Here is a 17,156-nt window from a genome sequence, read left to right as displayed (position 1 = left end):
ATGGCAGCAAAACCAGAGAATTATGGCGCGTCCGATATTCAGGTGCTCGAAGGCCTTGAGGCGGTGCGCAAGCGCCCGGGCATGTACATCGGCTCCACCGGTCCGCGCGGGCTTCACCATCTTGTCTATGAGGTGGTTGATAATTCCGTTGACGAGGCGTTGGCGGGCTACTGCGATACCATAGAAGTGTGGATCCACCAAGACAACTCCATCACCGTTGCGGACAACGGGCGTGGCATTCCCGTTGAGAAACATCCGAAAGAGAAGATTCCCACGGTTGAGGTGGTACTGACCATCTTGCATGCTGGCGGTAAGTTCGGCGGCGAAGGGTACAAGGTGTCAGGCGGCCTGCACGGCGTGGGCGTGTCGGTGGTCAATGCGCTTTCCACCAAGGTTGAAGTGTGCGTCAAGCGCGATGGTAAAGAGTACGCCATTGATTTTGATCACGGCAAAACAGCCACGAAGCTTCATGAGATAGGCTCGGCGAAGGGCACGGGCACGAAGACCACGTTCTGGCCCGATCCTGAGATATTCACGGAAACCACTGTGTTCGATTTCGACACGCTCGCCAACCGTTTCCGCGAGATGGCCTTTTTGAACAAGGGGCTCAAGATCATTTTGCACGACGAGCGTGACGGCCGCGAGCGCACCGAGGTATTCAAGGCAGACGGCGGCATCGTTGACTTCGTGAAGTACCTGAACGAGGGCAAAGAAACCCTGAACAAGCCCATTTACTTCGCCGCAGAGAACGCTGATGGTGAGGTGGAAATCGTGATGCAGTGGTCCAGCAGCTACAGCACCTCCATCATGGCTTTCGCCAACAACATCAACACGCACGAGGGTGGCACGCACATGGACGGCTTCAAGCAGGCCGTCACGCGCACCCTGAACGACTACGCGCGTGCGAAGGGTCTGCTGAAGGAGAAGGACAACAACCTCTCTGGCGATGACACGCGCGAAGGCCTGGCGGCAATCATCAGCGTGAAGTTGCACGACCCGCAGTTCGAGGGGCAGACCAAGACGAAGCTGGGCAACACCGAGATTCGCCCGCTGGTGCAAAACGCGGTGGCCCAAGGGCTGGCCGAATACCTGGAAGAGAATCCGGCTCCTGCGAAGCGCATCGTTTCAAAGGCCAGCCAGGCGTTGAAAGCGCGCGAAGCGGCACGCAAGGCGCGCGAGGCTACACGGCGCAAAGGCGTGCTCGATAGCTTTGCCTTGCCCGGCAAGCTGGCTGACTGTTCCAGTAAGGAAGCGGCGCTCTCTGAAATCTTCATTGTAGAGGGCGACTCCGCAGGTGGTTCAGCTAAGCAAGCGCGCGACCGCAAGTTCCAGGCTATTCTGCCGCTGCGCGGTAAGATCTTGAATGTGGAGCGCGCCGGGTTGCATCGGTCGCTCAACTCGGACACCATCAGCAGCCTGATCACCGCTATCGGCACCAACATCGGCGACGACTTCGATGCCGAAAAGGCCCGCTATCATCGCATCATCATCATGACCGATGCTGACGTTGACGGCGCGCACATTCGCTGTTTGCTGCTGACGTTCTTCTATCGCTACATGCCCGAGCTGATCAGTCGCGGCTACATCTACATTGCTTGCCCGCCGCTCTATGGTTTGAAGAAGAAGAACAGCCGTAATGTGAAGATCGAGAAGTACATCTTCAAAGAAGACGAGTTGAAAGCATACCTGGCTTCGTTGCCCGACCCTGATAAGTTCGATGTGCAGCGCTATAAGGGTCTGGGAGAGATGGACCCTGAACAACTCTGGGAAACCACCATGGAGCCGCAAAACCGCACGCTGCTGCAAGTGAATATCGAGGATGCCGCTGCGGCCGAGCGCGTGGTGAGCGAACTGATGGGCGAGCAAGTGGAGCCGCGCAAGGAGTTCATCCAGCGCCACGCGAAGGACGTTCGCTACCTGGATATCTAACGGATCCGCACCCAGAACGAGAAAAGCTGAAATGTTTCACGTGAAACATCTGAAAGGTGATACATGGTTGACAACGACAACATAAACGAAGAATACGATCGCTTTGACGACGACGTGGCAGACGATAGAGATGCCAATACGGACAACGAAGCGATTGACGACCTGGAGCTTTCCGTTGATGAAGGCGTGACGGTAGACGATGCGGGCGAATACGACGACGAGGGTCTGACCGCGGCCGAAGAAGCCGCCGAGACAGCGGACATGACCGCTGCCAGCGCGGGCACTGACGTGCAAACCGCCGAACTGGGCCGCGAAATGCAGCAGTCGTTCCTGGAGTATTCCATGAGCGTTATCGTGGCGCGTGCGCTGCCCGATGTGCGCGATGGTTTGAAGCCGGTGCATCGCCGCATTCTGTACGCGATGAACGAGTCGGGCTATTTGCCCACCAAACCGCATATGAAGTCGGCACGTACCGTAGGTGATGTGATTGGTAAGTATCATCCACACGGCGACTCGGCCGTGTACGACACCATGGTGCGCTTGGCGCAGCCGTTCAGCATGCGTCTTCCTCTGGTTGATGGCCACGGGAATTTCGGCAGCATTGACGGCGACTCTGCGGCCGCCATGCGTTACACCGAGGCGCGCCTGGATAAGCCCGCGATGGAGATCCTGCGCGATCTGGACAAGGAAACGGTTGATTTCCAGCCCAACTACGACGAAAGCCTCCAAGAGCCCAAGGTGCTTCCGGCGCGCTTCCCTAACTTGCTGGTCAACGGCAGCAATGGCATCGCGGTGGGTATGGCCACCAACATTCCGCCGCACAACCTCGGCGAGACCATTGATGCCACCATCTTGATGATCGACAACCCAGATGTGACCACTGAAGAGCTGATGATCGTATTGCCCGGCCCCGATTTCCCCACCGGCGGCCTGATCATGGGCAAGAAGGGCATTGTGGATGCCTACGAGACTGGCCACGGCAACATCACGATTCGCGCCAAATGCACGTTTGAAGAGAAGAAGTCGGGCCGCAGCTCCATCATCGTGAAGGAGATTCCATACCAGGTGAACCGCAAGCGCCTGCTCGAGAAGCTGGGCGAACTGGTGCGCGAAAAGAAGCTGCCCGAGATCAGCAATATTCATGATGCGGCCGACCGCCATGGCATCGACATCATCATCGACTTGAAATCGAACGCTATTCCGCAGGTGGTGCTGAACAAGCTGTTCAAGCATACGCAGCTGCAAGTGGGATTCGGCATCAACATGCTGGCGCTGGTGGATGACACGCCGCGCGTGCTCTCGTTGAAAGAGATGCTGCACTACTACATCCAGCATCAGATCGACGTAGTAACGCGGCGGACGCGCTACGAGCTGACGAAGGCGGAAGAGCGCGCGCATATCCTCGAAGGCCTGATCGTCGCGCTGGAGAATATCGACGAGGTCATCCAGATCATTCGCAGCAGCCAGACGGACAAAGAAGCGAGCGAGCGCCTGCGCGAACGCTTCGGGCTGAGCAAACGCCAGACCGACGCCATCCTCGAGATGCGCCTGCGTCGTTTGACCGGCCTTGAGCGCGAGAAGATCGAGAATGAACTGGCCGAGCTGCGCGAGCGCATCGCGTATCTCAAGAGCCTGCTTGATGACGAGCGCTTGCTGCGCGGCGTGATCAAGGACGAACTGCTGGAAATTCGCAAGCGTTTCACCACGGCCCGCCGCACGCGCATCACCGGCGAGGCACGCGATATTGAAGTGGAGGACCTGGTTCCCGACGATAACATGGTGGTTACCATGACGCGCGCTGGCTATATCAAGCGCATGCCGGTGACGGCGTATCGACAGCAGAAACGTGGCGGCAAGGGCATGCAGGGCGTCAATCTGAAAGACTCGGATTACGTTGAGCACCTGTTCGTTGCCACGAACCACAGCTACATGTTGTTCTTCTCCACGAAGGGCAAAGTGTATCGCCTACATGTGTACGACATTCCCGAGGCCAGCCGTCATGCGCGCGGCACCGCTATCGTGAACCTGTTGCCGCTTGAGAAGGGCGAGACCATCAGCGCGGTCATTTCCACGAAGGAGTTCCCGAACGACGAATTCCTGATGTTCGCCACTCAAAACGGCACGGTGAAGAAAACTGCCATGGATCTGTATGACCGGACGCGCCGCGACGGCCTGATCGCCATCAACTTGAATGACGACGACCAGCTGATCAGCGTGAAGCGCGTGGCCAAGGGCGAGAAGGTCATCATGGTGTCCAGCGCTGGCAAGGCGATTCTGTGGGACGAAAGCGAAGTGCGCGCCATGGGCCGCAGCGCCACCGGCGTGCGCGGCATGAATGTGCCAGCCGACGCGCGGGTGCTCGGGATGGAGATAGCACGCCCGAGCACTGACCTGTTCGTGATCACCGAGAAGGGTTACGGCAAGCGCACCGCAGTGTCCGAGTACAGCGAACACCATCGCGGTGGCCAGGGTGTCTATACGATCACCATGACCCAGAAGAAGGGCCTGTTGGTGTCCATGAAGATCGTGGAGGCAGGCGACGAGATCATGATCATCTCCGAGGAAGGCGTCATCGTGCGCACTCCGGTGAAGGGCATTAGCGAACTGGGCCGCCAGGCGCAGGGCGTGCGATGCATGAACATCGCCGACGGCGACCGCGTGACGGCTGTTGCTATCAGTGAGCGCGCGGGCAAGAAGACGAAGCGCACCGACAGCGTGAACGAGGATGCGAGCCTAGCCGGGATCGAAGAGATCGAATAGCGGTGCGGTGGGCTGAGGATGAACGAGGTCGCTCGGTTCAGCGGAGGCTCAACGCACTTGATGGTACTGGGGAAGCTCACCTCGCTCGTATCTGCGGGGTGAGTTTCTCATATCCGAGACGTTCGCGGGCGCTTGAGACGTTCATGGGTGCACACTGCCGCAAGCGACATTGTTTCACGTGAAACAATGTGCATAGCGCAGTTTGCAGAGCACAGACGCAGCTTGCATAGCCATGCGCAGAGCAGCCGACGCCGCGAATTCTCTCAACTTTTCGCGCTCTATAATGTTTCACGTGAAACATTCTTTTGAGATAACCGGTTTCCAGCTGAAGATAGCCGCCATCGTTGCTATGACGTGCAACCATGTGGCGAATGTGTTCGGCGCGCTTTTGCCCGAGCCGCTCGATTTCGCCTTGTACGCAGTGGGCGGCGTCACCTTCCCCATCATGGCGTTTCTCTTGGTGGAGGGATATGCACACACCTCTGACCTGCGAAAATACGCGCTCAGGCTTGCCGGGTTCGCCGTTGTTTCGCAGATCCCGTATTACTTGGTATTCCAATGGCCGCTGAATGTACTGTTCACGTTGCTGATCGGCCTGGGCATTCTGTGGCTGTGTGACCGATTCAATTCCGGCGTGGGGCTGATCGCGGCGCTCGCCGGAACCGTATTGCTGCAAGGCGTGGTTGATTGGGGCACGACTGGTTTGGTGATCATCTATCTGTTCGCGACGCTGCGCGGCGTGAAGCGCGGCTCTGCGGGAAAGCCCTCAGATGTACCCGCGATTATCGGAACCATGGCCATACCCATGGCTGTCACCTGCTTTTCCGCGATACGATTCTCTAACCTGCATGTTCTGGGGTATGCGTTGGTGGGCTATACCATTGCTACTCTTCTGCTTTGCGGGTACCGGGGACGCCGCGGCAGACCTATGAAGTGGTTCTTTTATGCGTACTATCCGCTCCATTTGTTTGTGATTTGGGTCGCAATCGTAATTCTCTTGTGAATTTTCCTTGACCGCGCAACTCAATCTGCGTTAGGATTATCAGGCATTTTTCAAGGGCCCGTAGCTCAGTTGGTTAGAGCGCACGCCTGATAAGCGTGAGGTCGCTGGTTCAAATCCATTCGGGCCCACCATTTTGCGATAAACGCTCCACCGTGAGCCGAGTTAGCCGGTGGAGCGTTTATTAAAATGTTTCACGTGAAACATTCGCAAGGAAACATGCAGACGACGGGCGTTCGCGAAAAACGGTCGTCACCCATATGGGGCATTAGCTCAGCTGGGAGAGCGCGGGCTTTGCAAGCCTGAGGTCAGGGGTTCGATCCCCCTATGCTCCACCATGAATGATACGGTCGTCGGTGCATGCTGGCGGCCGTTTTTTACAGAAAGAGCCGAATGGGACAAGGCAAGGGCAAAAACTAAAGCCAAACGAGAAGAGACAAGAACGAAGCCCGAACATGAACGGGCAAAGGCAAGGGGAGAACCTGAATCCGCACGGAACAAGATAAGAGGTCAAGTTCAAAGATAGAGCTCAATAAAGATAGAGCTCAATAGAAGCAAAACCTAACAAAGGTAAAACCCAACAGAAGCAAAACTCAATAAAGGAAGAGTTCAACAAAGTAAAGGTAGAGTTCAACAGAAGCAAAGCCCAGCAAAGGCAGAATTCAACAAAAACAGAGCTCAACGTACGAAGGAACGATCATGGTGCCACTGCGCGTGTTAACCCTCATCTTCACCGGCCCCGAGCAGCCGGCCGTTTTGGTGTTGGAGCCTATTGAGGACCAACAGCCTGGCAAATCTCGCATCGTGCCGGTGTGGATCGGCGCGAACGAAGCCATGCAGTTGGGTATTGCTTTGGAGCACGCCAAACTGCCGCGCCCGATGACCCATGATCTCTTCATCGATGCGATCACGAATCTCGATGCGTGCGTTGATCATGTCGTGATCGATCGCGTGGAGGGTCAGACCTTCTTCGCCAAGTTGGTGCTGCGGCAAGGAGGCCGCTTGATCGCGCTTGACGCGCGCCCCACTGATGCGCTCAGTCTAGCCATTCGTGAGGATAGCCCCTTCATGATCGAGGACCAGGTGCTCCAACAGGCATCGTTTCCCTATCTCTTCAAAGACGACAAGGCGAAAGAGGTGGAACTGCAAGAGTTCCGTACGTTTCTTGAGGGGTTGTCGCCCGAGGATTTCTCACAGCAATAATGGGCGTGCTTGCGTTAATCGCCGTGCTCTGCTTTGGTGCGGCGGCAAACGGCCCATCGTTTGCCTTCGACTGCGCTTTGACGGGCCTTGGCGAAGAGCTCATATTCACGTGGCTGCTGTTTCCGTGCGCCGTCTTCCTGCTTGCAACCTCGCGTACCTGCGCCGAAGAACACCCGGAACCGTCCCGCGCCGCGCCTCAGACCTTCCCGGAAGCGCGCCCTCTCAGGGCCCGCATGCGATGTGCGTCCGGGTTGCGATGTGCGCCACCCCGCACGCAGCTGCTCGGTGCTCTTGCTACCGCGCTCATCTTCGCGTTATGCCACCTGGCGCAGCCGTGGAAAGCACCGATCGCCTTCGCGTTCAGCTTGGGCATGATCGCGCTTTACCGGCGCACGGGCAGCATTTGGTGGCCGATTTGTGCGCATTCGGCGTTCGACATGCTGTGGTTTGGCGCGCTGGGACTGCCATAAGGGATAAGATGCACCATTGCGCCTTGTGCAGGCGCTCGTTGCATTGGAAGAAGCGAACGGAAAACGAGCATGAAACAAGAGAACATACGAAACGTTGCCATCATTGCCCATGTTGACCACGGCAAGACCACGTTGGTCGACCGCTTGCTGTGGGCTTCGCATGTGTTCCGCGACAATCAGCAGGTGGAAGAGCGCGTGCTGGACAGCAACGATCAAGAGCGCGAGCGCGGTATCACCATTTTGTCGAAGAACATCTCCATCATGTACAAGGATGTGAAGATCAACATCATCGACACACCGGGCCATGCCGATTTCGGCGGCGAGGTGGAGCGCGTGCTGAACATGGCCGACGGCGCGCTGCTGATCGTGGATGCCTACGAGGGACCCAAGCCCCAGACGCGTTTCGTGCTCTCTCATGCGCTTGAACGCGGCTTGCGCATTGTCGTGGTGGTGAACAAGATAGACCGCCCCAATGCCGACCCCGAGGGCGCGGTGGATAAGGTATTCGATCTGATGGTGGAACTGGGCGCCACCGACGAACAGCTGGACTTCCCGGTGGTGTACGCCTCGGCGGTGAACGGGTATGCGCGCCTTGCCCCCGACGACGACACCATGGATATGGTGCCGCTGCTGGATACCATTCTGGCCGAAGTGCCGTGCCCCGACGTGGACCCCACCGCTCCGCTCGCGCTTCAGGTGAGCACGGTGGATCACAGCAGCTACGAAGGGCGCATCGGCGTGGGCCGTCTGCACAGCGGCACCATCCACGAAAAGGAGCAGGTGCTGGTGGTGAAGGCGGACGGAGATGCGCGCACCGCGCAGATTCGCAAGGTGTACACCTTCGAGAACCTGGGCAAAGCCGAGGTGCCCGAGGCAACTGCGGGCGATATCGTGGCGGTCATCGGCATCGAGGACGCCGACATCGGCGACATCATCACCGACCCAGAAAACCCGCAGACGCTCGATCCCATTGCGGTGGAAGAGCCCACCATGGCCATCGTATTCGAGGCATCCACGAGTCCGCTCGTTGGTCGCGAGGGCGACATCGTGGGCGCCCGTCAGCTGAAAGAGCGCCTGCTGCGCGAGAAGGAGAGCAACATCTCCATGCGCATCAATGAGCTTGAGGACAAAAGCGGCATCGAAGTGGCGGGCCGCGGCGTGCTGCATCTGTCGGTGCTGATGGAGACCATGCGCCGCGAAGGCTTCGAGTTCCAGGTGGGCCGCCCGCGCGTGGTCTATAAGGTCGAAGACGGCCAGAAGCTGGAACCCATCGAAGAAGCGACCGTGGACGTGCCCAACGATTATGCGGGCAAGGCCATCGAGGTCATGGGTACCGCCGGTGGCATCATGGAAGATATGGCCTCTGATGAATCGATGACGCATCTGACCTTCCGCATCCCCACCCGCGGCACCATGGGCTTGAAAACGCGCATCTTGAACGCAACGCACGGCGAAGCGGTGCTGTTCCACCACTTCAAGGAATACGGCCCGTATTCGGGCGAGATGGTCGGCCGCAAGAACGGCGGCATGATCGCCATGTCAACCGGCAAAGCCGTGGCGTATGCGCTGGACACCCTGCAAGAGCGCGGGCGCCTGTTCGTGGGTCCGGGTGACGAGTGCTACGAGGGCATGATCGTGGGCGAGTCCGCCAAAGAAGGTGATATGGTGGTCAACGTTGAGAAGTCGAAGAACCTGGGCAATCAGCGTTCGAGCTCTGCCGATAAGGCCATTCAGCTGACCCCGCCGATCACCTTCACGTTGGAAGAGGCGCTGGAATACATCGAGGATGACGAGTTGGTGGAGGTCACACCACAGAGCATCCGTCTGCGCAAGCGCTTGCTCTCCGCAACTGACCGGAAGAAGGCGGCCAAACGCTAGCGCGCGCTCGAGACGAAGCTTTTAGATTATTCTCTGGATTTGCCCGTTTCTGCGCACCGCTAGCGTGCGCCCGCCGCAACGGTGTGCGAAAATGGGCCGGTTACACGAATTGCAGACCATCGGAAGGCTGAGATGAAGAAGATTTTCACTTGCACAGCAGCAGTGGCGCTGGCAGCAGTGTGCGCCGTGGGTGTCGCAGGATGCAGTACGGGCAGCAAAGGCCTGACGCCTGATACCGGGTTGACCGGCGGCGTGGCGGCCACGGTCAATGGCGCCGAGATACCTGAGGACACCATCACGCGCCAGATCAACACCCAGCGCATCAACGCCGAAGCGGAAGACGATGATGCGTGGGCGGAGTATCTGCACAATATGAGCTCAACGCCGAGCAAGCAGCGCGACGATGCGTTGGAGGTTCTGATCGATCGCGAACTGGTGAAGCAGTTCGCGGGCGATGAGGATTGCGCCGCTACCGATGAAGAGATTCAGGAGCAGGTAGATAAGGTTCGCGCGAACTATTCCAGCGACGAAGCGTGGCAAGAAGCGCTGGAGGGCTCGAACTATGCCGACGAGCAGGCGTACCGAGATCAGCTCTCCTACAGCATCGCCTACCAGAAGCTCGAGGATAAGTTCACCGAAGAGGCCAACGTTGAGGACGCCACGCTGATCGAGCAAGCGCAGACCAAGCTGGCCGATGCCGCGGGCACCACCATGCGTCGCAGCAGCCACATCCTGTTCGAGGAAGATGATCAGGAGAAGGCCCAGGAAGTGCTCGACAAGCTGAAATCGGGCGAGCTCGATTTCGCCGAGGCTGCGAAGGAGAACTCCACCGACACCGGCTCGGCCCAAGAGGGCGGCGATGTGGGTTGGGATGGCATGACCACCTTCGTAGAGGAATATCAGAACGCTCTGGACGGTTTGCAGGTGGGCGAGATGACCGAACTGGTGCCGTCGCAGTATGGCTATCACATCATCAAGTGCACTGACATTGCCGAGGTGCCCGCAACCATTACCAGCGTTGACCAGGTGCCCTCTGACATCATGGACGACATTCGCACCGAGGCATCTTCGACCCAAACCAGCGAGCGCATGGAAAGCTGGCTGGACGAGAAGCAGGAAGCCAGCGAGGTTGTTATCAACGATATGCCGGAGAACGTGCCGTACAACGTTGATATGAGCGCCTACGAAACGGAAGAGGAAGAGAACGCCGAGGACGAGGCAGCCAACGAGGAATTGGTTGATAACGTGGAAGGCGTGGCCGACGATGTGGACGCCGCAGCAGCCGATGCGGAAGGTGGCGCCACTGATGCTGAGCCGGTAGAGGGCGAGGCCGGTGCGGAAGACGCGGGTGCGACTGATGCCGGTGCAACCGACGCAGCTGCTAAAGACGAAGGCGAAGCGGACGCATCCCAAGGCTGATGATGCAGTCTGCTCATAACGCTCCGTTTTTTGAGTTGAACGATGCAGTGGTCCGCCGAGCGGGCCGCTGCATCTTGCATATAGAGCAGTTTTCGCTCGCTGAGGGAGAATCAGTGGCGCTGCTCGGTCCGAACGGTGCCGGAAAGTCTACCTTGATGGGTCTTCTCACGCGCGAGATACAGCCGCTGCATCGCGACATTCCTCCGGTGCGCTTCCGTGGCAACGACCGTATCATGCTGGATGAAGTTCGCCAGGCTGTGGGGTATGTTTCTGCCACTCAGCAATCGCAGATGCACGTGCATGTGCCGGTCCAAGATATTGTTGCGGGTGGTCTGTTCGGGTCTTTAGGGGTTCCCAAGCGGTTTAGGGTTACTGGCGCCCAGCAGATGCGCGTCATGGAGGTGCTTGAGGAATTGGGCATTGCCGATCTGGCCTCGCGCGATGCGACCACGCTCTCAAGCGGGCAGGCTCGCCGCGTGCTGGTAGCCCGGGCGCTCGTGAACGATCCGAGCGTGCTCGTGTTCGACGAGCCGTGCACCGGGTTGGACCCACAAGGCATGTTCTGGCTGCGCCACACCATGCGCCATCTTGCGCAGGTGGGCAAGGCTTTGGTGCTCGTGACCCATTATTTGGAGGATGTGATCCCCGAGATTCCACGTGTCGTGCTGGTGAAAGACGCGCACATCATCGCGGATGGCTGCAAGGAGCAGATCCTTACCGCCGAGCATATGGCGGCGCTGTTCGACATTCCGGCTACCGTGGAGCGTCGGGGTGGCTACTATGCGCTGCGAGCCGACTACTGACGCATTTCGTATGCAGCGCGGAATCGGTCAATGTTCTTCATGTACTCAGCAAGGCGCGCGTGCGGCTCTTCAAGGTAGAACGGCTTGCTTGCAAGCGCAGGATGGTTCGTCACCGCTGTCAAGGCATCAAAACCGATAGTGCCTTCGCCAATGTTGGCATGGCGTCCTTCGTGTGACCCTTTACCGTACTTCGCATCGGTGAGGTGCACTGCATACACCCGATCAAGCCCCACGGTGGCATCGAATTCCTTGAGCACGCCATCCAGGTCATTCACCAGGTCGTACCCGGCGTTCCAGAGGTTGCAGGTATCAAGGCAGATGCCTACGCGCTCGCGCAGCGTTATCCCATTGAGCACCCGCGCGAGCTGCGCGAACGTGCTGCCTATTTCGGTACCGCGGCCGCTCATGGTGACCAACGCTACGCGCGTTGTCTGGCTCGGTTGCAGCGTGGCGTTCATGGCATCGGCGAGCAGGCTGCATGCGTGGTCGGCTGCCTGGCTTTCGGCGTTTCCGCAGTGGAGCGCGTAGAGATTATGCGGCGTCTCTTCCATGCGCGCAATATCCTCGGCGAACTCTGCCAGTGCGAAATCGCGCTTGCTCTGGTCGGGACCCGCCAGATTCATGGTGTAGGACGCATAGCCCATGATCTCCTCGATGCCCACGGTGGGCGCATACGCCTGAAACGCCGCAAGGTCAGCCGGGTCGATCGCCCGTGCGTGACCGCCACGCGGGTTGCGCGTGAAGAATTGGAAGGTGTTGGCGTGTATGGACTCAGCTTCATGAGCCATGGCCTCATAGCCGCCTTCGGTTGAGAGATGGCACCCTATCGTGAACATGGGAGTTCCTTTCGCTTGGTTCTTCGGCCAGTGTAGACCGCTGCGAGGGACGGGGGCGCCATGCCGTCCAGGTGTAATAAATGCGTAAAGCCGCACCGAAGCCGCCCGTGTTGCGCTATACTATCTAGCTGCTGCACAGCAGCGTTAGCTCGCGGAGAGGTGTCCGAGCTGGCCGAAGGAGCACGATTGGAAATCGTGTATGCCCCAAAAGGGTATCCAGGGTTCAAATCCCTGCCTCTCCGCCATTTTCCCCTTTGACACAAATCAGGTGATCGCGCACTCGCGCACAGACGGTGCGACCGCTATAATAGGACGGACTGCGGAGAGGTGGCAGAGCGGTTGAATGCGGCGGTCTCGAAAACCGTTATGCCGTGTTGAGCGGTATCCAGGGTTCGAATCCCTGCCTCTCCGCCATTCTTGTTTATCTTCTGCGATGATCTTCGGCGGCCACCCTTAAGCGGTGGGCTCTAGGTCAAGCTCCATTTCCGGATCATCCACCAGCGAAACCCGCGACAGCGTATCCTCGCGCGGCGTTTTCCAATCAGCCGTGTCGTCGGGCCGCGGCGCCATGTTGGCTTCCACCCCGTTCGCTGCGCGCAGACGGCTGAAGTAGCTCTTCGTTTCGCGCACCACCACGCCTGACAGCACGATCAGCGCGATCATGTTCGGAATGGCCATGCATGCGTTGAAGATGTCGGCGATGGTCCACACGGCAGACACGGTCAGGTAGGGGCCAATGAACACGGCAGCAATGTAGAGCCACCGGTAGACTCTCACGGCCTTCATGGAGCCGTTGCTGAAATACTCCAGGCAGCGCTCGCCGTAGTAATCCCAACCCAGGATGGTGGTGAAACCGAACAGCGCCAGGCACAACATCATGATGAAGCTGACCACCTGGCTGTGCACGAACGGCAGACCCGTCTGGAATGCGGCGATGGTAACGCCAGCACCCTCAAGTCCCGGCGTCAGGTAGGCGCCTGACATCACGATGGCAAGACCAGTCATGGAGCACACGATGATGGTGTCAAGGAACGTGCCCGTCATGCTGATGAGGCCCTGCCGCACCGGCTCGTTGGTGCGCGCCGCCGCCGCCGCGATGGGCGCCGAGCCCAGACCAGCCTCGTTGGAGAAGATGCCGCGCGCGATGCCCTTCTGCATGGCGATGATGATAGCGCCGAGCATACCGCCCGCCGCCGCTTGCAACCCGAACGCGCTCTGCACGATGGTGACCAGCGCCGCGGGTAGCGCGGTGATGTTGCAGCCGATCAGGAACACGCTGAACGCCACATAGATGATGACCATGGTGGGGATGACCTTCTCGGACACGCTGGCGATACGGCGCAAGCCGCCCACGAGCACCAGCCCCACCAGCAGCGCCAGCACCAAGCTGCTGATGACGATGGCCCAGCTGTATTCCATGCCGAACAGGCTGACCGTGGCCGCCTGTTCTGGATCGAAGAAGTTGGTGATGGCACCGGTAATGGAGTTCACCTGCGTGATGGTGCCGATGCCCATCAGGCCCGCGCACAGGCCGAAGAACGCGAACAGCTTCGCCAGCCATTTCCATCGCGGGCCCATGCCGCGCTCTATGTAGTAGAACGGGCCGCCCAGCACGTGGCCGTCTTTGCGGATGCTGCGGTACTTGATGGCCAGCAGGCCTTCGGAGTACTTGGTTGCCATGCCGAACAGCGCGGCCAGCCACATCCAGAAGAGCGCCCCGGGGCCGCCAGCCACGATAGCGGTGGCCACGCCCACGATGTTGCCCGTGCCGATGGTAGCTGACAGTGCAGTGCACAGCGCGGCGAAACTGGAGACCTCGCCCTTGCCGCCTTTCTCGTTGGTGGTCATGTAGCGCAGCGCGCGCGGCAGTTGCGTGATCTGTAGGCCTTTCAGGCGACACGACAGCAGCAAGCCGCCGAACAAGATCAGCACCATCAGGGGTACGCCCCAGATGAAGTCGTCTATCACCGCCAAGATGTTATCGAATGCTTCCACGTTCACTCCTTTACGAACGGTCTTTCCCATGCAGGCGCTTGCTGGCTTCTGGTAAGGGAACAAGGAGCGACGAGAATGCGCGCGAGAGGCAATATGCCGCATCGCTGCTCTGTCCTTTTGCCTGAGAGTTTCAGCGGGCATGCCGCCTTGCCCCTTCGGCACCCGGTCTGGCCGGGATTCTCCAGAGGTCCCTTCGCGCCCTGTTTCGTGCGATCCAAGGCGTTTCAACGGGTAGCGCTTTGTAGTGGGGTCATTATACGCAGCGTGCGCTCGGTGCAGCTTCATTGTTAACGGGAAAGCAACATTCGGCGGCCTGAGCGGGCTGTGGCGGAGGAAGCGGCCGTTGTCAGCGGGTGCGTTGTAGCGGTGGGCGGTTGTGGGTGCGAGCGCGAGCGCGCGTGGGCGTATGAGTGCGGATGGTGCGCGAGCGCGCGGGCGGCCATCGTATTTTCGGATAGCGCGCCATCGTAACTTCGCGCAGCCGAATGTATTGCTGCACGCGCGCCCTTCTGGTTTCATATCAAACGCCGCGCTCAACCGGCGCGCACTATGAATGGGAGTGAACATGGCGAGAAGAGACATACCGTACGATCAGAAATACTACGATCCCGAAATCGAATGCATGCCGCGGCCCGAGCTGGAGGCGATGCAGCTTGAGCGCTTGCAAGAGATGGTGCGCTACGCCTATGAGAATACCGTGTACTACAAGCGATCCTTCGACGAGGCGGGCGTGAAACCGGAGGACATCAAGACGCTCGCGGACCTTGAGGCGTTTCCGTTCATCGACAAGAAGACTGAGCGTGACACCCAGCACGTGGGCAGCTTCTTCGGTGAGATGTGCAGCGTGCCCGAAGAGGACGTGGTGTTCATGGCCACCAGCTCGGGGTCTACGGGCGTGCCCACCGTGAGCCCGTTCACGCAGGAGGATTTCGACCTGTGGCAGGACACCGAGGCGCGTCTGTTCTGGCAGGCGGGCATGCGGCCGAACGACCGGTACGTGCACGGTCTGAACTTCGCGCTGTACGTGGGCGGCCCGGACGTGATCGGGGCACAGCGCCTGGGTGCGCTGGCCATTTGGGTTGGCGCGGTGCCCAGCGACCGTCTGCTCTTCGTGCTCAAGCAATATCAGCCCACGGTGATCTGGACGAGTCCGTCGTATGCCTGGCAGTTGGGCGAGAAGGCGAAGGAAAAGGGTTTCGACCCGCGCACCGATTTCAACATCCATACGATCATCGTGGCGGGCGAGCCGGGCGGTTCCATCAAGAGCACGCGGGAGGCCATTGAAGGGCTGTGGGGCGCGAAGGTGGTCGATTTCTTCGGTTTGTCCGACATCTATGGCGCGTGCGCGGCGGCGTGCGAGGCGCATGATGGCTTGCACATCGTGGAGGACCAGATTCTCGTGGAGACGGTGGACCCTCAGACTGGCGACGTGCTAGAGCCGGGGCAGCTGGGCGAGCTGGTGTACACCACGCTTTGCAAGAAGGCGCGCCCGATGATCCGCTTCCGCACGGGCGATATCGGGTATGTGAGCACCGAACCGTGCAGTTGCGGGCGCACGTTGGCCCGTATCCATATCACCGGCCGCAAGGACGAGATGTTCATCGTGGGTGCGGTGAACGTGTTCCCCAGCGACGTGGAATACGTAGTGCGCGCCGAACGTGGGCTGACCGGCGAGTACAGCATTCGCGTGTTCGACGAGGACTTCACCACCAAATACGAAGTGTCGGTGGAGCGCGCTCAGGGGTCTGATGAGGCATTCGACGAGGTGGCGCGGCGCGTGGAGGCGGCGTTGAAGGCGCACACCGGCGTGCGTCCGGCGAAGGTGCTGGTGTATGATGCCGGAAAACTGGGCACGTCGAGCGAACACAAGGCATCGCGATTCGTGGATGAAAGGAACGGTGCCTAGAGCAGCGCGCTGCACCTGCGCGGTGTGTCGTGCGGAGCGCTGATCTGTGCGCACACGGTGTGCGGATGGGCGTACTGGCTACCGTTTTGACAAGGAGATAGGAAGAACCATGACCGTTACATTCTCGGTTTCTCAACAGCACTATTTGTTCAGCGTGCAGGCGTTCGCGCACACGGTGCTGTCGCTTGGCGGCGATGAGTACGTCTATGCGCTGCGGGACCGCACGACAGCGGGCGTGCTCGAAGATGTGGCTGAGGGTTCAAGCGAACTGGGCGTGATCGTGCAAACGAGCGATACTGCGGCCGAACTTGATGCGGCCATTGCTGCGGCGGGGCTTGAGTTCGTGAAGCTGGCGGAGAGCGCCCCGCGCATCGCGCTGCCGGTGAGCCATCCGCTCTCGAATGCCGAGCGCTTGCGCATTGATGATTTGGTGGGTTGGCCCTACATCTGTTTCGATCAGGGAGACGACGCCGCTCCGGCGTTCGCCGAAGAAGCACTGGCGTGCGTGCCGCGCAGCAAGGTGGTCAAGTGCACCGACCGTGCGTCGCTTTCCGAACTGGCTACGGCGCTGAACGGCTATACCGTGACGAGCGGTATTCTGGTGGGCATCGCCGATGGCAGCAGCTTGACGACGGTGGCGCTGGATACCGAGGTGCGGCTTCATCTGGGATACGTGCGTCGCACGAATGCGCAGCTGAGCGATATCGGGCAGCGTTTCGTGAGCAAGCTGGAACGAGGCCTTGAATTGTACGCCCGCTCGGAGTGAGCGGGCGCCTTGGGTATCTTTGAGCGTACGACGATCTGATGATCTGCGCGGAGACGCTGCGCTTCTCCTGCTCTTGCTGCAGGGTGCAGGCGCAGCAATGAAATGGTGCCCCTGACAGGAATCGAACCTGCACACCCGGTTTAGGAGACCAGTGCTCTATCCATTGAGCTACAGGGGCACGTCCGTTGATT

The 17,156-nt window shown here is 59.4% G+C and carries 12 protein-coding genes, 5 tRNA genes and 1 riboswitch; of the genes, 14 read left to right on the top strand and 3 right to left on the bottom strand.

The genetic code is table 11. The annotated features are described in order from the left end of the window. From gyrB to NFR19_RS06400, 10 genes are all read left to right on the top strand, one after another. Window positions 1-1,929, top strand: a complete 1,929-nt coding sequence (gene gyrB, locus NFR19_RS06445) for a DNA topoisomerase (ATP-hydrolyzing) subunit B (protein ID WP_251212966.1) — start codon at window positions 1-3, stop codon at window positions 1,927-1,929. Between the two features lie 261 nt (window positions 1,930-2,190). Continuing rightward, window positions 2,191-4,689, top strand: a complete 2,499-nt coding sequence (gene gyrA / locus NFR19_RS06440; RefSeq protein ID WP_251212988.1) for a DNA gyrase subunit A — start codon at window positions 2,191-2,193, stop codon at window positions 4,687-4,689. A gap of 292 nt (window positions 4,690-4,981) precedes the next feature. Continuing rightward, window positions 4,982-5,692, top strand: coding sequence for a TraX family protein (locus tag NFR19_RS06435; RefSeq protein WP_251212965.1), 711 nt, complete (start codon window positions 4,982-4,984; stop codon window positions 5,690-5,692). Between the two features lie 54 nt (window positions 5,693-5,746). After that, window positions 5,747-5,823, top strand: a tRNA-Ile gene (locus tag NFR19_RS06430). A 128-nt stretch (window positions 5,824-5,951) separates the two neighbouring features. Beyond that, a tRNA-Ala gene (locus NFR19_RS06425) sits at window positions 5,952-6,027 on the top strand. Between the two features lie 361 nt (window positions 6,028-6,388). Further along, a complete protein-coding gene (locus NFR19_RS06420) occupies window positions 6,389-6,892 on the top strand; it encodes a bifunctional nuclease family protein (protein WP_251212964.1) in 504 nt (167 codons plus the stop codon). 5 nt (window positions 6,893-6,897) lie between these two features. Further along, entirely contained in the window at window positions 6,898-7,362 is a 465-nt protein-coding gene (locus NFR19_RS06415; RefSeq protein ID WP_251212963.1) for a CPBP family intramembrane glutamic endopeptidase, read from the top strand. Between the two features lie 69 nt (window positions 7,363-7,431). Beyond that, entirely contained in the window at window positions 7,432-9,240 is a 1,809-nt protein-coding gene (gene typA, locus NFR19_RS06410) for a translational GTPase TypA (protein WP_251212962.1), read from the top strand. A gap of 132 nt (window positions 9,241-9,372) precedes the next feature. Next, window positions 9,373-10,659: a peptidylprolyl isomerase gene (locus NFR19_RS06405; RefSeq protein WP_251212961.1), complete on the top strand. Its 1,287-nt coding sequence runs from the start codon at window positions 9,373-9,375 to the stop codon at window positions 10,657-10,659. Beyond that, a complete protein-coding gene (locus NFR19_RS06400) occupies window positions 10,659-11,462 on the top strand; it encodes an ABC transporter ATP-binding protein (protein ID WP_349665518.1) in 804 nt (267 codons plus the stop codon). Before NFR19_RS06405 ends, NFR19_RS06400 begins: the two co-directional genes overlap by 1 nt. Here NFR19_RS06400 and NFR19_RS06395 read toward each other — a convergent pair. Further along, the gene (locus tag NFR19_RS06395) at window positions 11,456-12,298 is read right to left on the bottom strand and encodes a deoxyribonuclease IV (RefSeq protein WP_251212959.1); all 843 of its coding nucleotides are present in this window, start codon (window positions 12,296-12,298) and stop codon (window positions 11,456-11,458) included. The genes NFR19_RS06400 and NFR19_RS06395 overlap by 7 nt on opposite strands. A 153-nt stretch (window positions 12,299-12,451) precedes the next feature. On the opposite strand from NFR19_RS06395, the gene NFR19_RS06390 reads away from it, so the two are divergent. Both NFR19_RS06390 and NFR19_RS06385 read left to right on the top strand, forming a co-directional pair. Continuing rightward, window positions 12,452-12,543 (top strand) — tRNA-Ser (locus NFR19_RS06390). Window positions 12,544-12,619: 76 nt separating this feature from the next. Further along, window positions 12,620-12,712, top strand: a tRNA-Ser gene (locus tag NFR19_RS06385). Between the two features lie 39 nt (window positions 12,713-12,751). Here the strand turns inward: NFR19_RS06385 and NFR19_RS06380 are convergent. Then, window positions 12,752-14,293, bottom strand: coding sequence for an alanine/glycine:cation symporter family protein (locus NFR19_RS06380; protein WP_285813461.1), 1,542 nt, complete (start codon window positions 14,291-14,293; stop codon window positions 12,752-12,754). A gap of 99 nt (window positions 14,294-14,392) precedes the next feature. Next, a riboswitch (glycine riboswitch) is annotated at window positions 14,393-14,488 on the bottom strand. Window positions 14,489-14,858: 370 nt separating this feature from the next. Between NFR19_RS06380 and NFR19_RS06375 the strand changes: the two genes are divergently transcribed. Continuing rightward, entirely contained in the window at window positions 14,859-16,199 is a 1,341-nt protein-coding gene (locus NFR19_RS06375) for a phenylacetate--CoA ligase family protein (RefSeq protein WP_251212958.1), read from the top strand. Window positions 16,200-16,308: 109 nt separating this feature from the next. Next, the gene (locus NFR19_RS06370) at window positions 16,309-16,965 is read left to right on the top strand and encodes a LysR substrate-binding domain-containing protein (RefSeq protein WP_251212957.1); all 657 of its coding nucleotides are present in this window, start codon (window positions 16,309-16,311) and stop codon (window positions 16,963-16,965) included. Between the two features lie 103 nt (window positions 16,966-17,068). Here NFR19_RS06370 and NFR19_RS06365 read toward each other — a convergent pair. Beyond that, a tRNA-Arg gene (locus NFR19_RS06365) sits at window positions 17,069-17,143 on the bottom strand. Window positions 17,144-17,156 lie beyond the last annotated feature (13 nt).

Origin of the sequence: Adlercreutzia murintestinalis, assembly GCF_943192905.1 — a bacterium.
Lineage (GTDB): Bacteria > Actinomycetota > Coriobacteriia > Coriobacteriales > Eggerthellaceae > Adlercreutzia_A > Adlercreutzia_A murintestinalis.
The sequence above is the reverse complement of the archived record's forward strand: the minus strand, read 5'-3'. Positions and strand labels throughout refer to the sequence as shown.

Excerpts from the sequence above, each read along its gene's own strand:
- NFR19_RS06395 (WP_251212959.1), bottom strand. The coding sequence starts at position 12,298 with ATGTTCACGATAGGGTGCCATCTCTCAACCGAAGGCGGCTATGAGGCC.
- NFR19_RS06405 (WP_251212961.1), top strand. The coding sequence starts at position 9,373 with ATGAAGAAGATTTTCACTTGCACAGCAGCAGTGGCGCTGGCAGCAGTG.
- gyrB (WP_251212966.1), top strand. The coding sequence starts at position 1 with ATGGCAGCAAAACCAGAGAATTATGGCGCGTCCGATATTCAGGTGCTC.
- gyrA (WP_251212988.1), top strand. The coding sequence starts at position 2,191 with ATGACCGCTGCCAGCGCGGGCACTGACGTGCAAACCGCCGAACTGGGC.
- NFR19_RS06370 (WP_251212957.1), top strand. The coding sequence starts at position 16,309 with ATGACCGTTACATTCTCGGTTTCTCAACAGCACTATTTGTTCAGCGTG.
- typA (WP_251212962.1), top strand. The coding sequence starts at position 7,432 with ATGAAACAAGAGAACATACGAAACGTTGCCATCATTGCCCATGTTGAC.
- NFR19_RS06400 (WP_349665518.1), top strand. The coding sequence starts at position 10,659 with ATGATGCAGTCTGCTCATAACGCTCCGTTTTTTGAGTTGAACGATGCA.
- NFR19_RS06420 (WP_251212964.1), top strand. The coding sequence starts at position 6,389 with ATGGTGCCACTGCGCGTGTTAACCCTCATCTTCACCGGCCCCGAGCAG.
- NFR19_RS06375 (WP_251212958.1), top strand. The coding sequence starts at position 14,859 with ATGGCGAGAAGAGACATACCGTACGATCAGAAATACTACGATCCCGAA.